The organism is Actinophytocola algeriensis (assembly GCF_014203735.1).
GTDB classification, from domain to species: Bacteria; Actinomycetota; Actinomycetes; order Mycobacteriales; family Pseudonocardiaceae; genus Actinophytocola; species Actinophytocola algeriensis.
Genome location: NZ_JACHJQ010000005.1, coordinates 450924 through 470259 on the forward strand (window position 1 = coordinate 450924; position 19336 = coordinate 470259).

At 69.2% G+C, this 19336-nt stretch carries 21 protein-coding genes and 2 pseudogenes; 18 read left to right on the forward strand and 5 right to left on the reverse strand.

Annotated features, from left to right (window positions below; translation table 11 throughout):
• Positions 1–16 precede the first annotated feature (16 nt).
• Positions 17–805, forward strand: a complete 789-nt coding sequence (locus FHR82_RS24625; RefSeq protein ID WP_311771253.1) for a class I SAM-dependent methyltransferase — start codon at positions 17–19, stop codon at positions 803–805.
• Between the two features lie 149 nt (positions 806–954).
• Here FHR82_RS24625 and FHR82_RS24630 read toward each other — a convergent pair whose 3' ends face one another.
• Entirely contained in the window at positions 955–2433 is a 1479-nt protein-coding gene (locus tag FHR82_RS24630) for an MFS transporter (protein WP_311771254.1), read from the reverse strand.
• 391 nt (positions 2434–2824) lie between these two features.
• Here FHR82_RS24630 and FHR82_RS46395 point away from each other — a divergent pair.
• From FHR82_RS46395 to FHR82_RS24640, 3 genes and pseudogenes are all read left to right on the forward strand, one after another.
• A pseudogene (locus FHR82_RS46395) lies at positions 2825–3072 on the forward strand (TRM11 family SAM-dependent methyltransferase); the annotation flags it as partial.
• 139 nt (positions 3073–3211) lie between these two features.
• Positions 3212–4402 carry an NAD(P)/FAD-dependent oxidoreductase gene (locus tag FHR82_RS24635; protein WP_184812875.1) on the forward strand — a complete coding sequence of 397 codons (1191 nt, stop codon included), beginning with the start codon at positions 3212–3214 and terminating at the stop codon, positions 4400–4402.
• Between the two features lie 18 nt (positions 4403–4420).
• A complete protein-coding gene (locus FHR82_RS24640) occupies positions 4421–5371 on the forward strand; it encodes a sigma-70 family RNA polymerase sigma factor (RefSeq protein ID WP_184812876.1) in 951 nt (316 codons plus the stop codon).
• A 213-nt stretch (positions 5372–5584) separates the two neighbouring features.
• Here FHR82_RS24640 and FHR82_RS24645 read toward each other — a convergent pair whose 3' ends face one another.
• Positions 5585–5812, reverse strand: coding sequence for a hypothetical protein (locus tag FHR82_RS24645; RefSeq protein ID WP_184813405.1), 228 nt, complete (start codon positions 5810–5812; stop codon positions 5585–5587).
• A gap of 148 nt (positions 5813–5960) precedes the next feature.
• Positions 5961–6065: pseudogene (locus tag FHR82_RS24650) on the reverse strand (aldehyde dehydrogenase family protein); the annotation flags it as partial.
• A gap of 288 nt (positions 6066–6353) precedes the next feature.
• Here FHR82_RS24650 and FHR82_RS24655 point away from each other — a divergent pair.
• The 13 genes from FHR82_RS24655 to FHR82_RS24715 are packed head-to-tail and all read left to right on the forward strand — an operon-like array spanning position 6354 to position 16640.
• Positions 6354–6824: a CBS domain-containing protein gene (locus tag FHR82_RS24655; RefSeq protein ID WP_184812877.1), complete on the forward strand. Its 471-nt coding sequence runs from the start codon at positions 6354–6356 to the stop codon at positions 6822–6824.
• Positions 6821–8011 carry a PucR family transcriptional regulator gene (locus tag FHR82_RS24660; protein ID WP_184812878.1) on the forward strand — a complete coding sequence of 397 codons (1191 nt, stop codon included), beginning with the start codon at positions 6821–6823 and terminating at the stop codon, positions 8009–8011. The genes FHR82_RS24655 and FHR82_RS24660 overlap by 4 nt, the downstream gene beginning before the upstream one ends.
• A 50-nt stretch (positions 8012–8061) precedes the next feature.
• Complete coding sequence (locus tag FHR82_RS24665; RefSeq protein WP_184812879.1) at positions 8062–8523, forward strand: Na+/H+ antiporter subunit E; 462 nt, start codon at positions 8062–8064, stop codon at positions 8521–8523.
• The gene (locus FHR82_RS24670; RefSeq protein WP_184812880.1) at positions 8520–8801 is read left to right on the forward strand and encodes an MrpF/PhaF family protein; all 282 of its coding nucleotides are present in this window, start codon (positions 8520–8522) and stop codon (positions 8799–8801) included. Before FHR82_RS24665 ends, FHR82_RS24670 begins: the two co-directional genes overlap by 4 nt.
• Positions 8798–9112, forward strand: a complete 315-nt coding sequence (gene mnhG / locus FHR82_RS24675; protein ID WP_184812881.1) for a monovalent cation/H(+) antiporter subunit G — start codon at positions 8798–8800, stop codon at positions 9110–9112. Before FHR82_RS24670 ends, mnhG begins: the two co-directional genes overlap by 4 nt.
• The gene (locus tag FHR82_RS24680; RefSeq protein ID WP_184812882.1) at positions 9112–10107 is read left to right on the forward strand and encodes a DUF4040 domain-containing protein; all 996 of its coding nucleotides are present in this window, start codon (positions 9112–9114) and stop codon (positions 10105–10107) included. Before mnhG ends, FHR82_RS24680 begins: the two co-directional genes overlap by 1 nt.
• Positions 10104–10478, forward strand: a complete 375-nt coding sequence (locus FHR82_RS24685) for a cation:proton antiporter subunit C (RefSeq protein ID WP_184812883.1) — start codon at positions 10104–10106, stop codon at positions 10476–10478. The genes FHR82_RS24680 and FHR82_RS24685 overlap by 4 nt, the downstream gene beginning before the upstream one ends.
• A complete protein-coding gene (locus tag FHR82_RS24690) occupies positions 10475–11974 on the forward strand; it encodes a monovalent cation/H+ antiporter subunit D family protein (RefSeq protein ID WP_184812884.1) in 1500 nt (499 codons plus the stop codon). The genes FHR82_RS24685 and FHR82_RS24690 overlap by 4 nt, the downstream gene beginning before the upstream one ends.
• Positions 11967–13448: a proton-conducting transporter transmembrane domain-containing protein gene (locus tag FHR82_RS24695; RefSeq protein ID WP_221464220.1), complete on the forward strand. Its 1482-nt coding sequence runs from the start codon at positions 11967–11969 to the stop codon at positions 13446–13448. The genes FHR82_RS24690 and FHR82_RS24695 overlap by 8 nt, the downstream gene beginning before the upstream one ends.
• On the forward strand, positions 13445–13726 hold the full coding sequence (locus tag FHR82_RS24700) for a hypothetical protein (protein ID WP_184812885.1): 282 nt from the start codon (positions 13445–13447) through the stop codon (positions 13724–13726). Before FHR82_RS24695 ends, FHR82_RS24700 begins: the two co-directional genes overlap by 4 nt.
• Entirely contained in the window at positions 13719–15401 is a 1683-nt protein-coding gene (locus tag FHR82_RS24705) for a Na(+)/H(+) antiporter subunit D (RefSeq protein ID WP_184812886.1), read from the forward strand. Before FHR82_RS24700 ends, FHR82_RS24705 begins: the two co-directional genes overlap by 8 nt.
• 18 nt (positions 15402–15419) lie before the next feature.
• A complete protein-coding gene (locus tag FHR82_RS24710) occupies positions 15420–16445 on the forward strand; it encodes an NAD-binding protein (protein ID WP_184812887.1) in 1026 nt (341 codons plus the stop codon).
• Positions 16446–16502: 57 nt separating this feature from the next.
• Positions 16503–16640 carry a hypothetical protein gene (locus tag FHR82_RS24715; protein WP_184812888.1) on the forward strand — a complete coding sequence of 46 codons (138 nt, stop codon included), beginning with the start codon at positions 16503–16505 and terminating at the stop codon, positions 16638–16640.
• A 10-nt stretch (positions 16641–16650) separates the two neighbouring features.
• Here the strand turns inward: FHR82_RS24715 and FHR82_RS24720 are convergent, their stop codons facing one another.
• Positions 16651–17154: a hypothetical protein gene (locus FHR82_RS24720; RefSeq protein ID WP_184812889.1), complete on the reverse strand. Its 504-nt coding sequence runs from the start codon at positions 17152–17154 to the stop codon at positions 16651–16653.
• A gap of 5 nt (positions 17155–17159) precedes the next feature.
• Complete coding sequence (locus FHR82_RS24725; RefSeq protein WP_184812890.1) at positions 17160–18422, reverse strand: methyl-accepting chemotaxis protein; 1263 nt, start codon at positions 18420–18422, stop codon at positions 17160–17162.
• 212 nt (positions 18423–18634) lie between these two features.
• Here FHR82_RS24725 and FHR82_RS24730 point away from each other — a divergent pair, with 212 nt between their 5' ends.
• On the forward strand, positions 18635–19258 hold the full coding sequence (locus FHR82_RS24730; RefSeq protein WP_184812891.1) for a hypothetical protein: 624 nt from the start codon (positions 18635–18637) through the stop codon (positions 19256–19258).
• Positions 19259–19336: the final 78 nt, after the last annotated feature.

The following is a 19336-nucleotide window of genomic DNA, read 5'->3' on the forward strand; positions in this document are numbered from 1 at the left end:
GGGTCATGCTGTTGCCGTGAACCGTTACCTGCTCGACAACCGCCGCCCGGAAGCGGGCGAGAGGTTCGCAGCGCTCGCCGAACTGTTCGATCCATGGACGTTTCGCCACCTCGACGACTTGGGGCTCGGCGAGGGATGGCGGTGTTGGGAGGTCGGTGCCGGCGGTGTCTCGGTACCGAACGGCCTGGCGGAGCGAGTGGGGCCCAGCGGCCGGGTGCTGGCCACCGACATCGACGTGTCGTGGACCGAGCCCGCGGCAGGCGGTGTTCTGGAAGTACGTCGGCACGACGTGACAAGCGATCCGCCGCCGGCGGAGACGTTCGACCTGGTCCACGCCCGGCTGGTGCTGGTCCACCTGAAGGATCGCGCGGCCGCGCTGCGGGTCATGATCGATGCGCTCCGGCCTGGCGGATGGCTGGTGATCGAGGATGCGGACCCCTCGCTGCAGCCGCTTGCCTGTCCGGACGAGCGCGGCCCCGCCGAGGAGTTGGCGAACCGGCTGCGCACCCGCATCCGCACGCTGCTGGCCGAGCGCGGCGCGGACCTCGCGTATGGTCGCACGCTGCACAGGCTGCTGCGTGAGTCAGACCTGGAGGGCGTCAGTGCGGAGGCCTACTTCCCGATCGGATCACCCGCCTGCGTCGTCCTGGAAGCGGCCACGATCCAGCACGTTCGCGACCAGCTGCTGGCCGCGGAACTGGCGACCCCCGAGGAGATCGAGACAAACCTCGCGAACCTCGCCAGCGGCGACCTGCACCTCATGCTCGCACCGATGATCACCGCATGGGGCCGCAAGCCGACCTGAGAGGTCGCGCGGACAGGCAACCGGTCAAGGACGTCGGTCACCCTCGCCAGGGTCGCGAACCCACGGTTGTGCCACGAGTTGGTCCGCTCCACGACCAGGGACGCGCCGCCACGCTGCCGTCGGATGGCAGTGCGTGGCGGCGCGGTCTCCTACTCGGCCTGCGGCTGCACCTCCGTGGTGGCCGAGGAGCGGCTGATGATTACGGCACCGGCGGCCAGCCCTGCGATCGCGAGCACCGCTGCGATCAGGAACGGGTCGCCCGCGTGCACAGCGGGAGCGAACCCGATGCCCACGTAGACGGCCACGCCGCTGGCCCCGCCGAGCTGGTCGGCTGCTCGCTGGACACCGGAGGCAATCCCGGCGTCCTCGTCGGTGGTTCCGCTGACCGCGATGTACTGCAGCCCCACGAGCCCGAAGCCCATCCCGACGGCGATCAGCAGCATCGCCGGTAGCAACCACGCTGCCCCGGCACTCAGAGCTGCCACGAGAGCGATCACCGTCATCGCGCCCGCAGCGGCTCCGAGGCCTGCCAGCACGCACACGCGTGCTCCCCAACGGCCCAGCAGCCGGGGTACGAGAACCGAGGCCGCGATCAGCGCGACAGCCAACGGCAGCATCGTGAGTCCGGCTCCTAGCGAACCGATTCCGAGACGGTCCTGCAGGTAGAACGTGAACAGCAGGAACGAGGTCGACAACGCGCCGCTGAGCAGCATCGTCGTCAGGTTCGCCCGCACCCGGGGACGGTTGGCGAGGACGGCAAGGGGCACCAGCGGGTTCGGTGACTGCGATTCGACCCGCACGAACCCGGCAGCGGCCAGCACCGCACCGACCAGCGCCGCCAGGCTCACCCACGGGCTCGTGCCGGGTTCAGCGGCCTCGACCGCGGCATAAGCGAACAGCAGCGGGCACGCGGTCAGCAGGAACGCGCCCGGCAGGTCCAGCCGGGCCCGTTCTCTGGAAGCGGGACGGTCGGCCTGGACAAGCACGAGCGCGGCCACGAGCACGACCAGGATGAAGGGCACCGAGATCAGGAAGATCCAGCGCCAGCCCAGGTGGGCGGTGATGATTCCCGAGAGGGCGAACCCGAGCACCAGCCCGCAGCTGGCGACCGCGGCCCACACACTCAGGGCCCGCGACCGTCGAGGGCCCTCGGGGAACATCAGCACGATGGTGGCCATCGCGGCGGGCAGTGCGATGGCCTCACCGGCCCCTTGGAGGAGGCGCGCGGCCACCAGGGCCGGGAACGAGGGTGCCAAGCCCGCCAGCAGAGATGCCGCACCGAACAGGGTCGTACCGGCCAGCAGCGTGCGGCGGCGGCCCAGCAGGTCGCTGAGGCGACCGCCGAGCATCAGCAGCCCGCCGCCGGTGATGGTGTAGCCGACCACTACCCAGGTCAGTGAGTGGCCGCCGACGCCGAAATCGACGCCCATCGAGGGCAGCGCGATGTTGACCACGGTCACGTCGACCGCGATGAAGAACTGCAGCATCGACATGGCGCACAACACCAGCCATGCGTGCCTGGTAGAAGGGCTTTGCCCGCGTGAAGAAGAAATGCCCGAAAGCATCAAGGTGCTCCGTCGCTCAGAAGAGTTTCCGAGCGGCGCAAAGGGCCGCTCCGGACTGATCACGAAGCGGCTGGACGTTCCAGGTGAGTGGGGCTGTGAGTCGAACGTCCCGCCGCTAGCGGGACGTCCTGGTCACTGCCGCGCAAGCGGCCGAGCATGATGCGGCTGACATGCTGTTCAGCCTAGCAGCGGGTTCCTGTGCCGCCGTTGCGTCAGGAGCACCTATCCGCGCGACCGCTAACTCTTCGGCGAAGTGATCGTGGCCGGCGGAACCGGCCGCACGCCCCGACACAGGCGAACGGTTGCTGCGCCGCGACGGTGGCCAGTCGACCCGTCCGTACAGTTTGGACGGTGAGCTGATCGCCGTGCGCTCCACCACGGGCGTGGACTACGTCGACGCGGACGGGTCGGGTTCCGTCGAGCAGGTGGCCGCGTCGGGTTCGCAGCGACCGACGACGCCCGCCAGCTCGTGACGCTGCTGCCGCCGGGGTACGTCGGTCAGGCGGCGCTGGTGGTGCCGTCCCCGCCCTATGGGCCCTCGACCCACGGACAGGTGTCACCCGCATCCTCGCCGCCCTGTGGACCTTCCTGAATCCGGGCGGGCACATCGCCAGCACCATCCGTCCCTGGCACGAACACGCCGAGCTGATCGACCTCCCCGCCCAGATCCTCGCCCGCGGCCGCGCGGCCGGCCTGATCCCCCGTCCGCCGCCTCGGCGTCGCGCGCATCGTTGGGCGGCACCCGCGGCTCTGTGACCCATGCCACCTGCGGTTCCTGTCAGCAATGAGGGCGTCGTTCCGCTCAAGTCACCGACAGCAAGCGAACCGATAGGAGCAACACATGAAGCACCGCATCGTCGTCCTCGGCGCCGGCTATGCCGGGGCCTACGCGGCCGGGAACCTGGCCCGCCGGCTGTCCCCGGCGGACACGGAGATCACCGTGGTCAACGCTGAGCCGGACTTCGTCGAGCGGCTGCGGATGCACCAGCTCGCGGCGGGCCGGCGGATCGAGGCTCCGAAGCTCGCCGACGTCTTCGCGGGCACGGGGATACGGCTGCGCCTGGCCCGTGTCACCGCCGTCGACCCCGAGCGCCAAGTCGTCGCGGTGGCCGACGCCGACGGGGGCGGTGAGCTCGGCTACGACACGCTTCTCTACACGCTCGGCAGCCACGTCGCCGACCGCGGCGTCCCCGGCGTGGCCGAGCACGCCTTCGACGTCGCCGGCCGACCCTCCGCGCTGCGCCTGCGCGAGCGCCTGGACAGCCTGGGCGAAGGCGGGAAGGTGCTGGTCGTCGGCGACGGGTTGACCGGCATCGAGACCGTCACCGAGATCGCCGAAGCCCGGCCAGGTCTGTCGGTGGCGCTGGTCGCCCCCGGCGAGCTGGGCGCCCGGCTCTCCGCCGGAGCCCGCAGCCACCTGCGCCGGGCCTGCGACCGGATGGGCATCACCGTCCTGGAGCACACCAGCGTCGAAGCCGTCGAAGCGAAGCGGGTGCTGTGCGCCGACGGCACCGTCCTGGCGTCCGACGCAACCGTGTGGACGGCCGGGTTCACGGTCAACCCCATCGCCGCCGCCAGCGGCCTGGAGGTCACCGAGAACGGTCAGATCGTCGTCGATCGCACCATGCGGTCGGTCTCGCACGCGAATGTCTACGCCGCCGGCGACAGCGCCTACGCCATCGGCGACAACGGCCGGCCGCTGCCGATGTCCTGCGCCTCGGCCGGCTACACCAGCAGGCAGGCGATCGACGCGATCGTCGGACGCCTGACCGGCCGCAAGATCCCACACACCAAGTTGACCTACCCTGGCAACCACATCAGCCTCGGCAGGCGGGACGGGATCCTGCAGATGGTGGACGACGAAGCGCAGGCAAAGCCGAAGTACGTGGGCGGCCGAAAAGCCGCGCGGATCAAGGCGGGCATCGTCAAGATCTCACTGTGGGCCACCTCGCACCCGACCTTCGGCCTGCCCAAGCGCAAGCGCCGTCTGGCCGTCGCACCGGAGGTGTCCGCCCGGAAGGCGGTCGCGTAGCCGCCTAAGGTGGTTCACGTGGACAGCGCCGCCACTGATCGCTTCGACACCGGTCGGTTCGAGGCCAGCCGGAACCGGCTGGCCTCGCTGGCGTACCGGCTGCTGGGCTCCGCCGCCGACGCCGAAGACGCCGTGCAGGACGCGTTCCTGAACTGGCAGGCCGCCGACCGGCAGCTGATCAAGGTGCCGGAAGCATGGCTGACCAAGGTCGTCACCAACCTGTGCCTCGACCGGCTCCGCTCGGCACAGGCCCGCCGCGAACGCACCGTCGGCGCCTGGCTGCCGGAACCGCTCCTCGACGGCGACCCGATGCTCGGTCCGGCCGACACCGTCGAGCAGCGCGAATCGGTCTCTCTTGCCGTGCTGACGCTCATGGAGCGCCTGTCACCCCTCGAGCGGGCCGTCTACCTCCTGCGGGAAGCGTTCTCCTACAGCCATGCCGAGATCGCCGAGATCCTCGACATCACCGAGTCCGCAAGCCAGCAGCACCTCCACCGAGCCCGGCGCCGCATCACCGCCGCGCGCCGCGGCGGCGAAGTCGACCCGGCATCCGCTCGCAGGATCGTCGAGAAATTCCTCGCCGCTGCCTCCTCGGGCCGCACCGAACAACTGGTGGCGCTGCTCACCGACGACGCGACCGCGATCTCCGACGGCGCGGGCCTGACCGAGACGCTGCTGCGCTACGACACCCCGCAGCGCATCGCCGCCGTCGCCCGGGCCGGCTTCACACCCACACCCGCCAAACGGCGATTGGCCGGCGGCACGCCCGCCATCCATTACGCGCTCGTCAACGGCGCCCCCGCCATCCTCTTCGTGCTCGGCGACCAGGTCGTCGGCGCCGTGACGTTCGACATCGCCAACGGCAGGATCGCAACCGTGCGCGGCATCGCCGCCCCCGCCCGCCTCGCCCGCATCACCGAAGCCTGGCGCCGCCACGAACCAGACCCGCCACTCGTCACCCGGTGGTGACCCGACGCCGACCGACGGCGGACCTGCGCCGGACATGGTGCATTCGGTCGGGTCAGGCACGTCGTCGGAGGGACGGTGACATGTCAGCGGTGGTCGTGGTCCCTGCCGATCACCGGTTCGGACCCTGAACAGGAGTTCGTGACGGACGATCCACTATGGGCGTTGTACGACAACGTCCCATCGGGACCGCCGGGGCGGGCGTCGGGCACGTGCCTACTGACCGTGGCGGAAAACGTCCGCGACGGACGGGGGCGACACGGCCGGCCCGGTGATCGGTAGCGCGATCAGGTGCGCTCGGACCCGGTCGATCATGAGTTGGGCCTGGGCCGCGGTGAACAGCCCCAGTTCGACGGCGCGCACGATGGCCGCGACCGTGCTCTGGTGGGGTTCGGCGATCTGCTCGGCACTCGCGGTGTTCGGGATCGGCTCGATGTGTGCCATGGGATCTTGCCCCTCGGTCGGCTGACGTCGTACCGGGGTCCCGGGCAACTATCCCCTTGATGGTACGCGCTCGGCCGCGGTGATGGTGCCGGTGGCGTACACGCGCTTGGCGGGCCGGACCCTGTGGACCGTCGACAGTGGAGTGACCCACGGTGTTGCCGGCCGCGAGAGCAGGCGCGACCATCTGCGGCATCGGGTAGTTCCACGGCGCGAGCAACGCGCACGCTCCGACCGGCTCACGCACGACCCTGCTGCTCCGCTCGGTCACCGAGAAGCGAGCCGACACGATGGCCGAGTACAACCTCTACGCGCTCGCGCCGCACCGCGACCAGTGGACGATGGAGTGCGGGGGAGTGGCAGGTCATCGAGGTCGGCGGTGGCTCACCCCGTCGGGTGGTCGGCAAGGTCGTGGTTGCCGGTGGTCGGCAACCAAGCGGGGTGGTTGGTTGGCCGCCGCGCCCATTGGGGGCGCGGGGGACATGGTCGAGAATCAGGGGGATGTGGCCGCGGGGTGCTGAGGGATCGATGACGGGAGACAGTCGTGCGCGCTTCCGATGTCGTGCAGACTCTGCCTGTCGCGCGGCTCGGTGACGCGGTACTGCCCGCGATGCGGACGGTGACCCGGCGTGATCTGCCCGGTCTCGTCGTGGTCGACGAGCAGGACCAGGTCGTCGCCTGTGTGTCGTTGACCGACCTGATTGGCCTGGTGTTGCCGCGTTACCTGCGGGACAGCGGGCCGTGTCTGGCTCGCACGTTCGATGAGGCACATGCCGACCGGATCGCCGAGAGTCTGCTGGGTGCCGCGGTCCGGGACGTCGTCGGCGAGGCGGCGGAGCGGATTCCGGTCGTCCGCGCCGATGCGACGCTGGTCGAGCTCGCGGAGACGATGTCGCGGCAGCGCTGTGCACTGGTTATGGTCGAGCAGCGCGAGACCGGCATGCTCGGGGTCGTCACGGCCAGGCGGCTGCTCGAGGTTCTGGTCGACGCCGCGGTGGATGAGACACCGCGATGACCGTTCCCGCGTTGGCCGACCGCGAAGGTGGTGTTGATCTGTCTGCCGACGACTTGGGCGTTCTCGCCGCGAAAGCCAGTGCCGGGGCGGATGGTGTGCCTGCCGACCTGCTTGACGGGTACCTGCAGACACTGGTCGAGGTGAGCGAGAGCGGACGGCGGATCCGCGAGGACGAGCTGCGACGGTGGCGGGACATCGGCGCGCAGGCCGCGGAGCGCGGCGTGCCGATGCGCGGGTTGATCAACCTGTACATGAGTGCCACCTGGTTGGCGTGGCCCATACTGCCGGGCGTGCGGCACCCGGCGCGGGCCGACCGGCTGGGTCCGGTCGGCGAGTCGGTCTTCCGTGCGGCTGACGCTGCCATCATGACGCTGACCGCGGGCTATGAGGAGGTGCAGCGGTGGGCGGTGCGCCGGGAGGAGTCGATCCGGCGTGAGTTCATCGACGATCTCCTCGACGGGCGAGGTCTCGGCCGGCTCGCCGAGCGCGCCGAGCGGTATGGCCTGCAGCTCGCGGGCACCCATGTCGTCGCGGTGGCCCAGGCTCCGGAGGCGTTCCTGGACGGCGGGTCGGCCGCCCGGGAGGTCGAGAACGCACTGCGGTTCCAGTTCGGCCCCCGGGACGTGCTGGTGTGTACCAAGGACGGCTTGCTCGTCTGTCTTGCCCCGCACCACCTCGAGACCGTCCCGGACGAGTTCGTCCGCCAGCTCACCACCACCCTCGGCAGCGGCACGCCGTGGCGGGTCGGCGTCGGCCGCCCCCAGCCCGGTCCTGGCGGCGCGGTGCGTTCCTTCGAGCAGGCGCGCAACGCGCTCGACATCGGCAGTCGGCTCGATTTGCCAGGGCGCGTCCTCCGGGCTCGTGATTTGCTGGTGTACCAGGTGCTGCGGCGCGACAGCGCGGCGCTGACCGAACTCGTCGAGGAGGTACTCGAACCGTTGCGTGGCACCAGGATGGGTCCGGGGCCGCTCCTGGAGACCCTGCTCGCCTATTTCATGGCCGGCGGCGTCGCCACGATCGCGGCCAAGCGGCTGCACGTCGGCGTCCGGACCGTCACCTACCGCCTGAATCGCGTCAAGCAGCTCACCGGCTACGCGGCAGACGATCCGGCGCAGGCGTTCGCCTTGCAGGTCGCGGTCCTGGGAGCCAGCCTCATCGGGTGGCCCGACCACCACGGTGCGGTATGACAGGAGAGCGCCGTCCGCCTGTCCGGCGGGAAGTCGTGCGGTGGACCGCCATGATGGTGCCTCCTCTCGCGCTGTTCTGGCTCGTCCTCTCCGGGCACTACACGTTTCTGCTGATCGTTCTCGGGGCGGTCTCGGTCGTCCTGGTCTGCTGGTTGGCCTGGCGGGCGGACTTCCCCGAGCGGGACGACGTCGTCCTGCCCCTGTCGCCGCGGCTGCCCCGGTATGTGCTGTGGCTCGGCAAGGAGGTGCTCGTCTCGGCCGTCGCGGTGGTGCGGAAGGTGTGGTCACCGCGTCCGGACCTGCGACCTGTTGTCGGCGTGACACCGTCGCCGGACATGTCCGTGTTCACCCAGGTGGTCTACGCGAACTCCATCACGTTGACTCCCGGCACCCTGTCCCTGGACGTCGACGAGGACCGCATCGAGGTCCACAGCCTCGACGCCGAGGACGTCGACGTGCTACGGGACGGGGAGATGATGCGCCGGGCACGGGGACTGGAGACGCGCCGATGATCTTCGCCGTGATGGCCGCCCTGCTCGTCACCATGGTGCTCGCCCTGGTACGGGCGTTCCTGGGGCCCGATCTCTACAACCGCATCCTGGCCATCAACATGTTCGGCACGAAGACGGTGCTGTTCGTCGCCGTCGCGGGTTTCCTGTTCGGCCGGCCGGACTTCCTCGACATCGGCATCCTCTACGCGCTGGTCAACTTCGTCGCGGTCGTCGCGGTGCTCCGCCTGACCCACCACGACGAACCGGCGACCGGGCGGAACGGGGACGGACACTCATGATCGTCCTCGAGATCGCCAGTGGCGTGCTGCTGGCCGCCGGTGCGTTGTTCGTGATCTCCGGCGGAGTCGGGCTGCTCCGCTTCCCCGACTTCTACACCCGCACCCACGCGGCGGGTCTCACCGACTCCGCCGGGGCGGGCCTGATCCTGCTCGGGCTGCTGCTGCAGGGCGCGGGCTGGGAGACCGCGGTCCGGCTCCTGATCATCATGTTGTTCCTGGCGCTGACCAGCCCGACCTCGACGCACATCCTGGCGCACGCGGCGCGGCGCGACGGCGTGCCGGTCTGGCGGGAGGGTGATCCGCGGCGGTGATGACGACCTTCGTACTGATCAACGTCACGCTGCTCGCGATCCTCATCGCGACGGCGCTGACCATCTCAGGGATGCGCACCCTGTACGCGGCCACCATGCTGACCGCGTTGTTCAGCCTGGTCACCGCGTGCCTGTTCGTGCTGCTGGACGCGGTGGACGTGGCGTTCACCGAGGCGGCGGTCGGGGTCGGCATCAGCACCGTGCTGCTGCTCGGTGTGCTCTCGCTGACCCGGTCGCGCGAAGCGGTCACACCGCGACTGCGGCGGCTGCCCGGCGCGGTCGTCGTGCTCTTCACCGGGGGCACGCTGATCTACGCGAGCCAGGACCTGCCCGAGTTCGGCAGCCCCACCACCCCGGTGCAGACCCACCCGCTCACCGACGTCTACCTGCGACAGTCCCAGGAGGACATCGGCATTCCCAACACCGTCACCTCCGTGCTGGCCAGCTACCGAGGACTGGACACGCTCGGGGAACTGGTCGTGGTGTTCACCGCCGGTGTCGCGGTCCTGGCGCTGCTCGGGCCGCTCATGCAGCCCGCTGAGGCGCGGGAACGGGAGGTGCTCGACCTGGTCGACTACCGCGTGCTGCGGGTGGTGACCGGCATGCTCATGCCGTTCATCCTGCTGTTCGCGCTCTACGTGCTCTTCCACGGCGACTTCGGCCCCGGTGGCGGGTTCCAGGCCGGGGTGATCTTCGCGTCCGGGTTCGTGCTGTACGGCCTGGTGTTCGGGTTGGACCGGGCCCAGCAGGTGCTGCCCCGCCGGGTCCTGTGGGTGCTGATCGCGGTCGGCCCCGTGCTCTACGCCGGGGTGGGCGTGGCGAACATGCTCCTCGGCGGCGCGTTCCTCGACTACGACACCTTCGCCCCGGACGACGCGGCCGCCGGCCAGCACATCGGGATCCTGCTCGTCGAGTCGGCCATCGGCGTCACCGTCGCGGCGGTCATGACGTCGATCTTCTTCGGCTTCGCCAACCGGGTGGAGTCGTCGCGGTGATCGCCACCCACTACGTCTACTGGCTGCTGTTCGCCCTCATGATGATCGGGCTCTACGTCGTCATCAGCCACGGCAACATGCTGAAGAAGCTGATCGGCCTGTCCCTGTTCCAGGTCGGGGTCTTCCTGTTCTTCATCAGCCTGGGCAAGGTCGACGGCGGCAGCGCGCCGATCGTCTCCGAGGACGTCGAGACCTACTCCCATCCGTTGCCGCAGGTGCTGATCCTGACCGCGATCGTGGTCGGGGTGGCCACCCTGGCGGTCGGCCTGGCACTGGCGGTCCGCATCTTCGAGTCCTACGGCACGGTGGAGGAAGACCAGGTGCTCCTGCGCGACGCCGACGATCGCGAGCAGGACGGGGGCGCCTCATGACGGCACACCTGCCCGTGCTGCAGGTGCTGGTACCCCTGGTTTGCGCGCCGTTCTGCGTGCTCCTGCGGTCCCGCACCGCGGCGTGGCTGCTGTTCCTGTTCGCGGCACTGGCCTCGCTGACGTGTGCGGTCCTGCTCGCCGTGCGGGTGGGGGGCGATGGCGCGCAGCGGTACGAGATGGGCGGCTGGCCCGCACCGGCGGGCATCGAGTTCGTGGTCGGTGCCTTCAACACACCGGTGCTGCTCGTGGTGTCGGCCGTGGCGGTGGTCGTCGCGGTGTACAGCAGGCGCAGCGTCACCTCGGAAGTGGACGCCAGGCGGGTGCCGCTGCTCTACACGTGCCTGTGCCTGACCCTGGCCGGTCTGCTCGGCCTCACCGTCACCGGTGACGTGTTCAACGCGTTCGTGTTCCTGGAGATCAGCTCACTGTCGACCTACGCGCTGGTCGCGATGGGCCGCCACCGGCGTGCACTGCTGGCGTCGTTCCGCTATCTGGTGATCGGTACGGTCGGCGCCACGTTCCTGCTGATCGGCATCGGGCTGGCCTACGCGGTCACCGGCACGCTCAACATGTCCGACCTGGCGCGGCGGGTGGCCGACCTGGGTGACGACGGCGGTGGCAACCGCGCCCTGTACGCGGCGGTGGTGTTCGTCTTCGTCGGTCTCGCCGTCAAGATCGCCGTGTTCCCGCTGCACGCCTGGCTCCCCGGGGCCTACGCGCAGGCTCCGTCGGCGATCGGCGCGTTCCTGTCCGCGACCAGCACCAAGGTCGCGATCTACGTGTTCTGCCGGTTCGCGTTCACCGTCTTCGGCACCACGCTCGTGTTCGGGACGATGCCGATCGACCGGATCGGGCTGGCGCTCGCGTGCCTGGCGATGGTGGCCGGGTCGGCCGTCGCGTGTTTCCAGACCGACCTCAAGTACCTGCTGGCCTGGTCGAGCATCGCGCAGATCGGGTACATCCTCGCCGGGATCAGCCTCGCCACCACGGCAGGCGTGTCGGCCGGGTACCTGCACGTGATCAACCACGCGGTCCTCAAGGCGGCGTTGTTCTGCGCGGCCGGACTGCTGGTGCTGCGGCTGGGCTCGGCCCGGTTCACCGCGCTGGCCGGGCTCGGCCGTCGGATGCCGTGGACGTTCGCGGCGGTCGTGATCGCGGGCCTCGGTCTGGTCGGCGTGCCACCGACCGCCGGGTTCGCCAGCAAATGGGCGCTGCTGACGGCGCTGGTGGACCAGGGACAGTGGGCCGTGGTCGCGGCTGTGCTGGCCAGCTCGTTGCTCGCCATGGTCTACATAGGACGCATAGTGGAGGTCGCCTGGTTCCGGGAGCCGGCCGAACCCGGCACGGGACCGACCGCCTCGAAGGCCCCGGCCTCGATGGTCGCCGCGATCTGGGTCCTGGTGCTCGCCTCGGTGTACTTCGGACTCGACGCGACGTGGCCCGCCGGGCTCGCCGACGCCGCCGCGGACGCCCTGCTCGCGAACGGGGGTGAGTGAGCTGCTCACCGGCTGGACCTCGCCCGACCGTGCCCTGGCGTTGCCGGTCACGGTCGCCATCCCGCTGCTGGGCATCGCCGCTCTGTTGTTGGTGCGCCGCAACCCCAACGCGCGTGAGGCCGCCTCGCTGCTCAGCGGCGTCGCGCTGGTGGTCGCGGTGCTCGGCCTGTGGCCGGTGGCCGGTGACGACCTGCGCTTCGAGCTGTGGACGTGGCTGCCCGGGCTCTCGCTGGAGTTCGCGCTGGAGCCGCTCGGCCTGCTGTTCGCCACCGTCGCCGCCGTCCTGTGGCCGGTGACCACGGTCTTCGCCGCCGGTTACCTGCGTGCGGACGGTGAGCACGCCCAGACCCGGTTCTTCAGCTTCTTCGCACTGACGATCGCGGCCGCGATGTGGATCGCGCTGTCGGGCAACCTGGTCACCCTGTTCATCGGCTACGAGATCATGACGCTGGCGACCTGGCCGCTGGTCGCCCACAAAGGCGGCGCTGACGCGCGGCGCGGTGCCCGCACCTACCTCGTGGTCCTGCTGACCACGTCGGTCGGGCTGCTGTTGCCCGCGATCGTGTGGACCTGGCTGCTGGCGGGCAGCACCGAGTTCCGGCCGGGTGGCCTGCTGACCGGCCATGCGGGCACGGGCGTCCTCACCGTGCTGTTCGCCCTCTACCTGTTCGGCATCGGCAAGGCCGCGCTGATGCCCGTGCACCGCTGGCTACCCGCCGCGATGGTCGCGCCCACCCCGGTGTCGGCGCTGCTGCACGCCGTCGCCGTGGTCAAGGCGGGCGTGTTCACGGTGCTCAAGGTCGCCGTCTACGTGTTCGGGCTCGACACACTGGGCGAGAGCGGCGCGTCCCGGCCCGTGATGTGGGTCGCCGCGTTCACCGTGCTCGCCGCGGCCGTGGTCGCGCTGCGTTCGGACAACCTCAAGCGGCGGCTCGCGTACTCCACGGTCAGCCAGCTCGCCTACATCGTGCTCGCCGCGACGCTCGCCCGTGACGTGGCCCTCGCGGGCGGCGCGTTGCACATGGTGACGCACGCGGTCGGCAAGATCACCCTGTTCCTCTGCGCGGGCGCCATCTACGTCACGGCGAAGAAGACGAAGGTCAGCGAGCTCGACGGGCTGGGGCGTGCCATGCCCTGGACCTTCGGGGCCTTCCTGGTGGCCACCGTCTCGATCGTCGGCCTCCCGCCGGCAGGCGGCATGTGGAGCAAGTGGCTGTTGTTGCTGGGCACGGTGGATGCCGAGCAGTTCGTGATGCTGGCGGTCCTGCTGGTGGGTTCCGTGCTGTCGCTGGGCTACCTGATGCCGATCACCGTCCGCGCCTTCTTCCGGCCACCACACGGACCACTGACCCACGGTGAGGCCCACCCGGCCATCGCCGGACCACTGACCCTGACCGCACTCGGCTGCGTCGCGTTGTTCTTCGCCGCCGATGCCGTGCTCGCACCGCTGACAGGGATCCTGGAGCTGCCGTGAACGACGACGACCACGGTGACGACCGTCGCTGGCTGGACGACCCTCGCAACGTGACCCGGGTCGTGTACGGGCTCGTTGTGCTGTGCGTGCTGGCGTTCGCCGCCGACCTGTTCTACGAGAAGCACCCGCACTTCGGCTTCGAAGGGTGGTTCGGCTTCTACGCGGTCTACGGATTCGTCGGCAGTGTGGGCCTGGTGCTCTCGGCGAAGTGGTTGCGGCGATTCCTGCGCCGCGACGAGGACCACTACGAGCGAGCGGAACGGGACGCGGATGAGTAACCCCGGCCTGCTGCTGATCCTCGGTGCGCTCGGGGTGCCGCTGCTCCGCGGCTGGGCACGCCGGGCGCTGATGGTGGTGCTCCCGGTGGCGGCACTCGTCGTGCTGTGGCTGCTCCCGGAGGGGAGCGGTGCCACGATCGAGATGCTCGGCCTGGAACTGAACCCGTTGCGCGTGGACGCCCTGTCCCGGGTGTTCGCGACCGGTTTCCTCGTCGCCGCGGTGCTGACCGCCGTGTTCGCCTTCCACGTGCGGGACTCGTTGCAGCAGGCGGTGATCCTGGTCTACGCGGGTACCGCGGTCGGTGGATCGCTCGCGGGTGACCTGCTGACCCTCTTCGTGTTCTGGGAGCTCGCCGGGCTGTCCTCGGTCTTCCTGATCTGGGCGCGCCGCACCGAGCGAAGCAATCGCGCCGGGTCGCGGTACCTGGTCGCGCAGGTGGTCTCCGGCGTGCTGATGATGGGCGGGATCGCGGTCCGGGTGGGAGCGGGCGAAGGCCTGGAGTTCAGCTACATCGGACTGGACGGTCCCGGCGGCGCGCTGATCCTGGCCGCGGTCGGCATCAAGTGCGCGTTCCCCGTGTTGCACGCGTGGCTGACCGACACCTATCCGGAGGCGACGATCGTCGGCGCGGTGGCGCTGTCGGCGTTCACGACGAAGTTCGCGGTCTACACGCTGGCCAGGGGGTTCGCGGGCACCGAGGCGCTGGTGTGGGTCGGCGCGGTCATGACCTGCTTCCCGATCTTCTACGCGGTGATCGAGAACGACCTGCGGCGGGTGCTGGCCTACAGCATGGTCAACCAGCTCGGGTTCATGGTCGTGGGCGTCGGGATCGGCGGCTCGCTCGGGATCAACGGCGCGGCCGCCCACGCGGTGGCGGACATGGTGTTCAAGGGTCTGCTCTTCATGAGCATGGGGGCCGTGCTGCTGCGGACCGGCACCACCAAGGGGTCCGAGCTCGGTGGGCTCTACAAGTCCATGCCCCAGACCACCGTCCTGTGCATGGTCGGCGCCGCGTCGATCTCGGCTTTTCCGCTGTTCTCCGGCTTCGCCACGAAGTCGCTGATCCTGACAGCGGTCGCGGAGGAACACCGAACGGTGATCTGGCTGATGTTGCTGTTCGCCTCCGCCGGTGTCTTCCACCATGCCGGGATCAAGATCCCGTACTTCGCGTTCTTCGCCCACGACCGCGGTTTCCGGGTGGCCGAGCCCCCGGTCAACATGCGGGTGGCGATGGCGATGGCGGCCGCTGTGTGCGTCACGATCGGTGTGGCGCCCGCCTTGCTGTACGACATGCTGCCGTACGCCATGGACTACGAGGTCTTCACCACCGCCCACGTGATCAACCAGCTGCAGTTGCTGCTGTTCGCCGCACTGGCCTTCACCCTCCTGGTCCGCACCGGTCTCTACCCGCCGGAGATCCGGTCGGTGAACCTGGACTTCGACGCCGTCTACCGCCGTGCCGTACCGTCCGGGTGGCAGGCGCTGACCCGCGGAACGACGGTTCTTGGCGACCGGCTGGCGAAACCGTTGCGGCGCAGGACGGAACGACTGTGGACGGTTGCGTCTGGTCCACTGCGACCGGAAGGCAGGGTCGGGGCGCCGTGGTCCACGCACCAGATGGTCTGGTGGCTCGCGCTGCTGCTGGGCCTCGTGCTCCTGCTGGCGCTGTTGTGAATTGGACGGGAGTGAGGCGTGCCGTTCCTGCTGTCGCGACTGCTGGCCCGGTTGTCGGTCCTGACCAAATGGGCGACCCCGATGATCGTGATCCTCTTCGTCTTCGTGACGAGCTGGCCGCTGATGGCGCTCGCCGAGCCTGCCGGCAGCCCACTGGTCCAGCCGGGTAACTACTGGTGGTATTTCGTGGTCACCGCGGCCACCGTCGGCTACGGCGACTTCTTCCCGGAAACGGGTCTCGGCCACGCCGTCGGCGTCTACGTCATCGTCGGTGGCATCGCGACGCTGACGACCGTGTTCACCAAGCTGGCCTCGATGATCGAACAGGCGAAAGGACTGCGCATGCAAGGGGCGATCGCCGTCACCGCGTCCGATCACGTCGTCGTGCTCGGCTACCTGCCGGGACGCACCGAGCGCATCGTCAGTCAGCTGCTCAGCGACGACTGCACTGTCGTGCTGTCCGCGTGGGACGACGTGGGCACACATCCGATGCCCGAGCACGGCATCGACTTCGTGCGCGGCGACCTGACCGAGGAGGCGACACTGCGCCGCGCCGCCGTGCCCGCCGCGGCCGCCGTGCTCGTCGACGCCCGCGACGACAACGAAGCCCTCGCGATCGCGGTGACCGTCCACCATGTCAACCCGGACGTGCACCTGGTCGTTCCCCTGCGCGACATGGACCGGGCGACCCTGCTGCGCCGGATCAACGAGAACATCCGGTGCGTGCAGTGGCACACCCCGCGCATGATCACCGAGGAGCTGACCACTCCCGGCATCACCGAGGTGTACGCGGACCTGATGACCTACGGCGGCGCCAACACCTACTCCCTGCGGTTACCGGAGTCGTTGGGGCCTGTGCTCGTCGAACGGTGCCAGATCGCGCTGGGCCGCCGCCACGGCGCGACGGTGCTCGCCGCACGCACCGACGGTCGGCTCCTCGTCAACCCGTCGTGGCAGACCGAACTGCCCGCCGGTTCGGTGTTGTACTACGTCAGCCCGCGGCCGCTCACCGCTGCTCAGATCTCCGAAGCACTGGTCACCTGAGTCTCCGTGCCAGGTTTATGCTGAAAAATGTTGTCCCTCAACGGTGAGGAGCACGTGATGTCCGGCCTGATGCCGGCGATCCTGCTGATCGTCACTTTCCTCGTCCTCGCGCTGGTCCTGCGCATGGTGGGCAGACGCGCCAGCCCGGCGCCGACACGCGACACCGAGACCGACAACGGGACTGACGAGCGGTGACATGGGGGTGTCAGCGGGTCACGCGGCCCAGGGGGTCCTCGTCGAACCACTGGTCGTCGTTGTGGTCGCGTCTGGTGCGGCGGGTGGTGGTGACCGGGGGCTCGGCGGGTGGCTGGTCCGCCGGCGGGGCCGGGAGCACACCTAGCTGGACCAGGTCATCCATGCTCGCGGGCGGCACTCTGTGCAACGACCGGAGCGCGGCGGCGACCTCGCGGTCGAGGGTGCCGTAGAACAGCCCGTCGACGATCTCCCGCCACGTCACCTCACCGCGGTCGATCCGCTTGGCCACCTGCCGCCACTCCTCGGTCATGGCATGGCCGAGGATGTACTTCTTCATCCGCTCGACATCCTCGTCCGAGGGTGGGGCCTTCTCGCTGAGCCGCTGCTCGAACTGCTCGACCTTCGCCTCGAGCCCGCGCGCCAGGTTGTGTGCGTAGTCGGCGCGGGCGTTGAGCTCCCGCTCCGCGTGGTCCATCTCGGGCGTGTACGGGCCCTTGTCCAGTTGCATGCGCACAGCCCCTAGCTCCCCGCGTTTTCGGCGATCTCGTCGAGTTCGTTGAGTGCGTCGTCGGCTGTGTCGGAGCTCTCCTCGAGCTGGGTCTTCTGCTCCTCCAGCGCGGTCGCGCTCTCGTTGATCGACTCGGCGGTCGCCACGGCGTCCGAGAAGTTGCCGATCTCCGGGATCTGTTTGACCGTGTTGACGAGTTCCTCGAGGGTGTTGAAGTAGTTCTGCATCGTCTCGACGATGTTCTTCAACGCGTCGAACAGGTCGAGCACCGCCGGGACCATCTCCACGATGGCCTGGATGTCGTCGATCAGGTCGTTGATGTCGACGCCGAAGACCTTGCCGACCCACTTGGCGGCCGACTCGAGGACGCCCCAGGCCCAGCCGACGAACGGGATGGCCTTCGTGGCGATCCGCGCGGCCGCCCGGACGATGGCGTTGATGGCGTCGACCGCCACCTGTGCGATCGCCTTGGAGACTTCGGCGATCTTGTTGAAGCCGGCGGCGACGAACGTGCCGAGCTTCTCGCCCGCCCAGACAGCGCCCTTCTGCCAGAAGACATCGAGGAACTGGGTGAAGGCGGTGGCGGCATCGCCCTCCCAGTGGTTGGTGGCGAGCGTGGTCCCGTTGCTCAGCAGGTTCGCCGCGAGCAGGCCGAAGTTCGTACCGACGTTCGTCCACGCCTCGCCGTTGGCCTCGATGCTCTTGTAGTTGCCGGCGAGCGGCGAGACGAGCGAGTCGGTGAAGCCCTTCCCGCCGTCGACGTTGCACTCCGTCCAGATCCAGTCGAGTACAGTCAGCACCGGCCCGTAGTCGTCGAGGTCGTCGGAGTACGCGGTGTCCGGCCGCTCGATCTCGCCGATCTCGAGGCTCGTGTAGTGGAACGTCGACGAGCCGCCCTCGGTGTAGTTCGCGTAGCCGTCGTGGCCGTAGCCCGCGCCGTAGCTGATCTCCTCGTCGGTGTCTTCGTTCAGCTTGCTGTAATCGAACATCGAGACGTTGCCGTACTCGACGTGGCCGTAGTCCCTGGCCGCCGCTCGGATGCTGTCGCCGAGGTCGCAGAGCTTGCGTTGCATGAGGCTGAACGCCGAGCCGACGAGCACGGACGCGTCGCCTGTGACGGCTTCGCCGAGTGGTTCGAGCACCCCGACGAAGCCGTTGGCGCTCATGCCTTCGTTGCGGGCCAGGGTCTCGATGGTTGGCAGCGAGTAGCCGGCCTCCGCCGCGAGATAGTGGCCAAAGTCGGCGACCGTCGCCTCATCAACGTCAAAACCCACGTTTCTTGCCCCCCGCTGGCGCTGGCCCCTATTGACTGGAGATCCGGCTGTGGCATTCCACGCTAGGACCGCGTCGGTCGCCCTCGTGTCCGGTGAACACCGGACACGAGGAGAGGGTCCTGACCGCATGATCAGCTTTGGGTCGGCGTTTCCCTGCGGACGTTGGTCTGCGAGTGACACAATCCGCCCAACAATTACGAAGGGGGGCCGGCATGTTCCGTAGGGTGACGGGGATCGTCGTGGTGACGGCGGCGGCGTTGCTCGGCGGCTGCGGCAGGGACTCCGGCGACTCAGGCGGTGCGACGACCACCGCCGGGCCGGAGGCCACTGTGGCCGACGGCCCGCTTGCCGGTCTGGACGGCGACAAGCTCTGTGGCATGGTCGACGTCGCACTGCTCGAGGAACACTTCGGCGAACCGTTCGCCGACGCGTTGGGTGGGGTGAACCCGCCGGAGCAGGACGGCTCGGTCGTGTGCACGTACCCTTCCCAGGCGTTCGTCGACGCGGAGATCGCCGATCTCGCGAACAAGCTGCAGGTCACCACCACGGTGACGCACGTGACCGACGCGTCAACCGCGCAGGACGCGCTCGATGCGTCCCTGGCCGACGATGGGAAGACACTCGCCTACCAGCCGGTCGACGGGTTGGGTGCGGTCGCCGGCTACGCGGGCAGCGACCTGAACGTCGACTCCGGCGGCAGCCATCTGGTCGCGGTCATCGCGATCGACGGCGCGTTCGTGGAGGTCGTTACCCAGGCGGACCCGGAGGGCACGGTTGAGCAGCTCCGGCCGATCGCCGACGAGTTGCTCACGAAAGTGGAGTCCGAGCCGCGGTAACCGACCTCACTGCCGGGCATCTGCTCGCCCATTCTTGAGTCCACATGGTCGACGCACCGTTCGCACGGCATTTCTGAC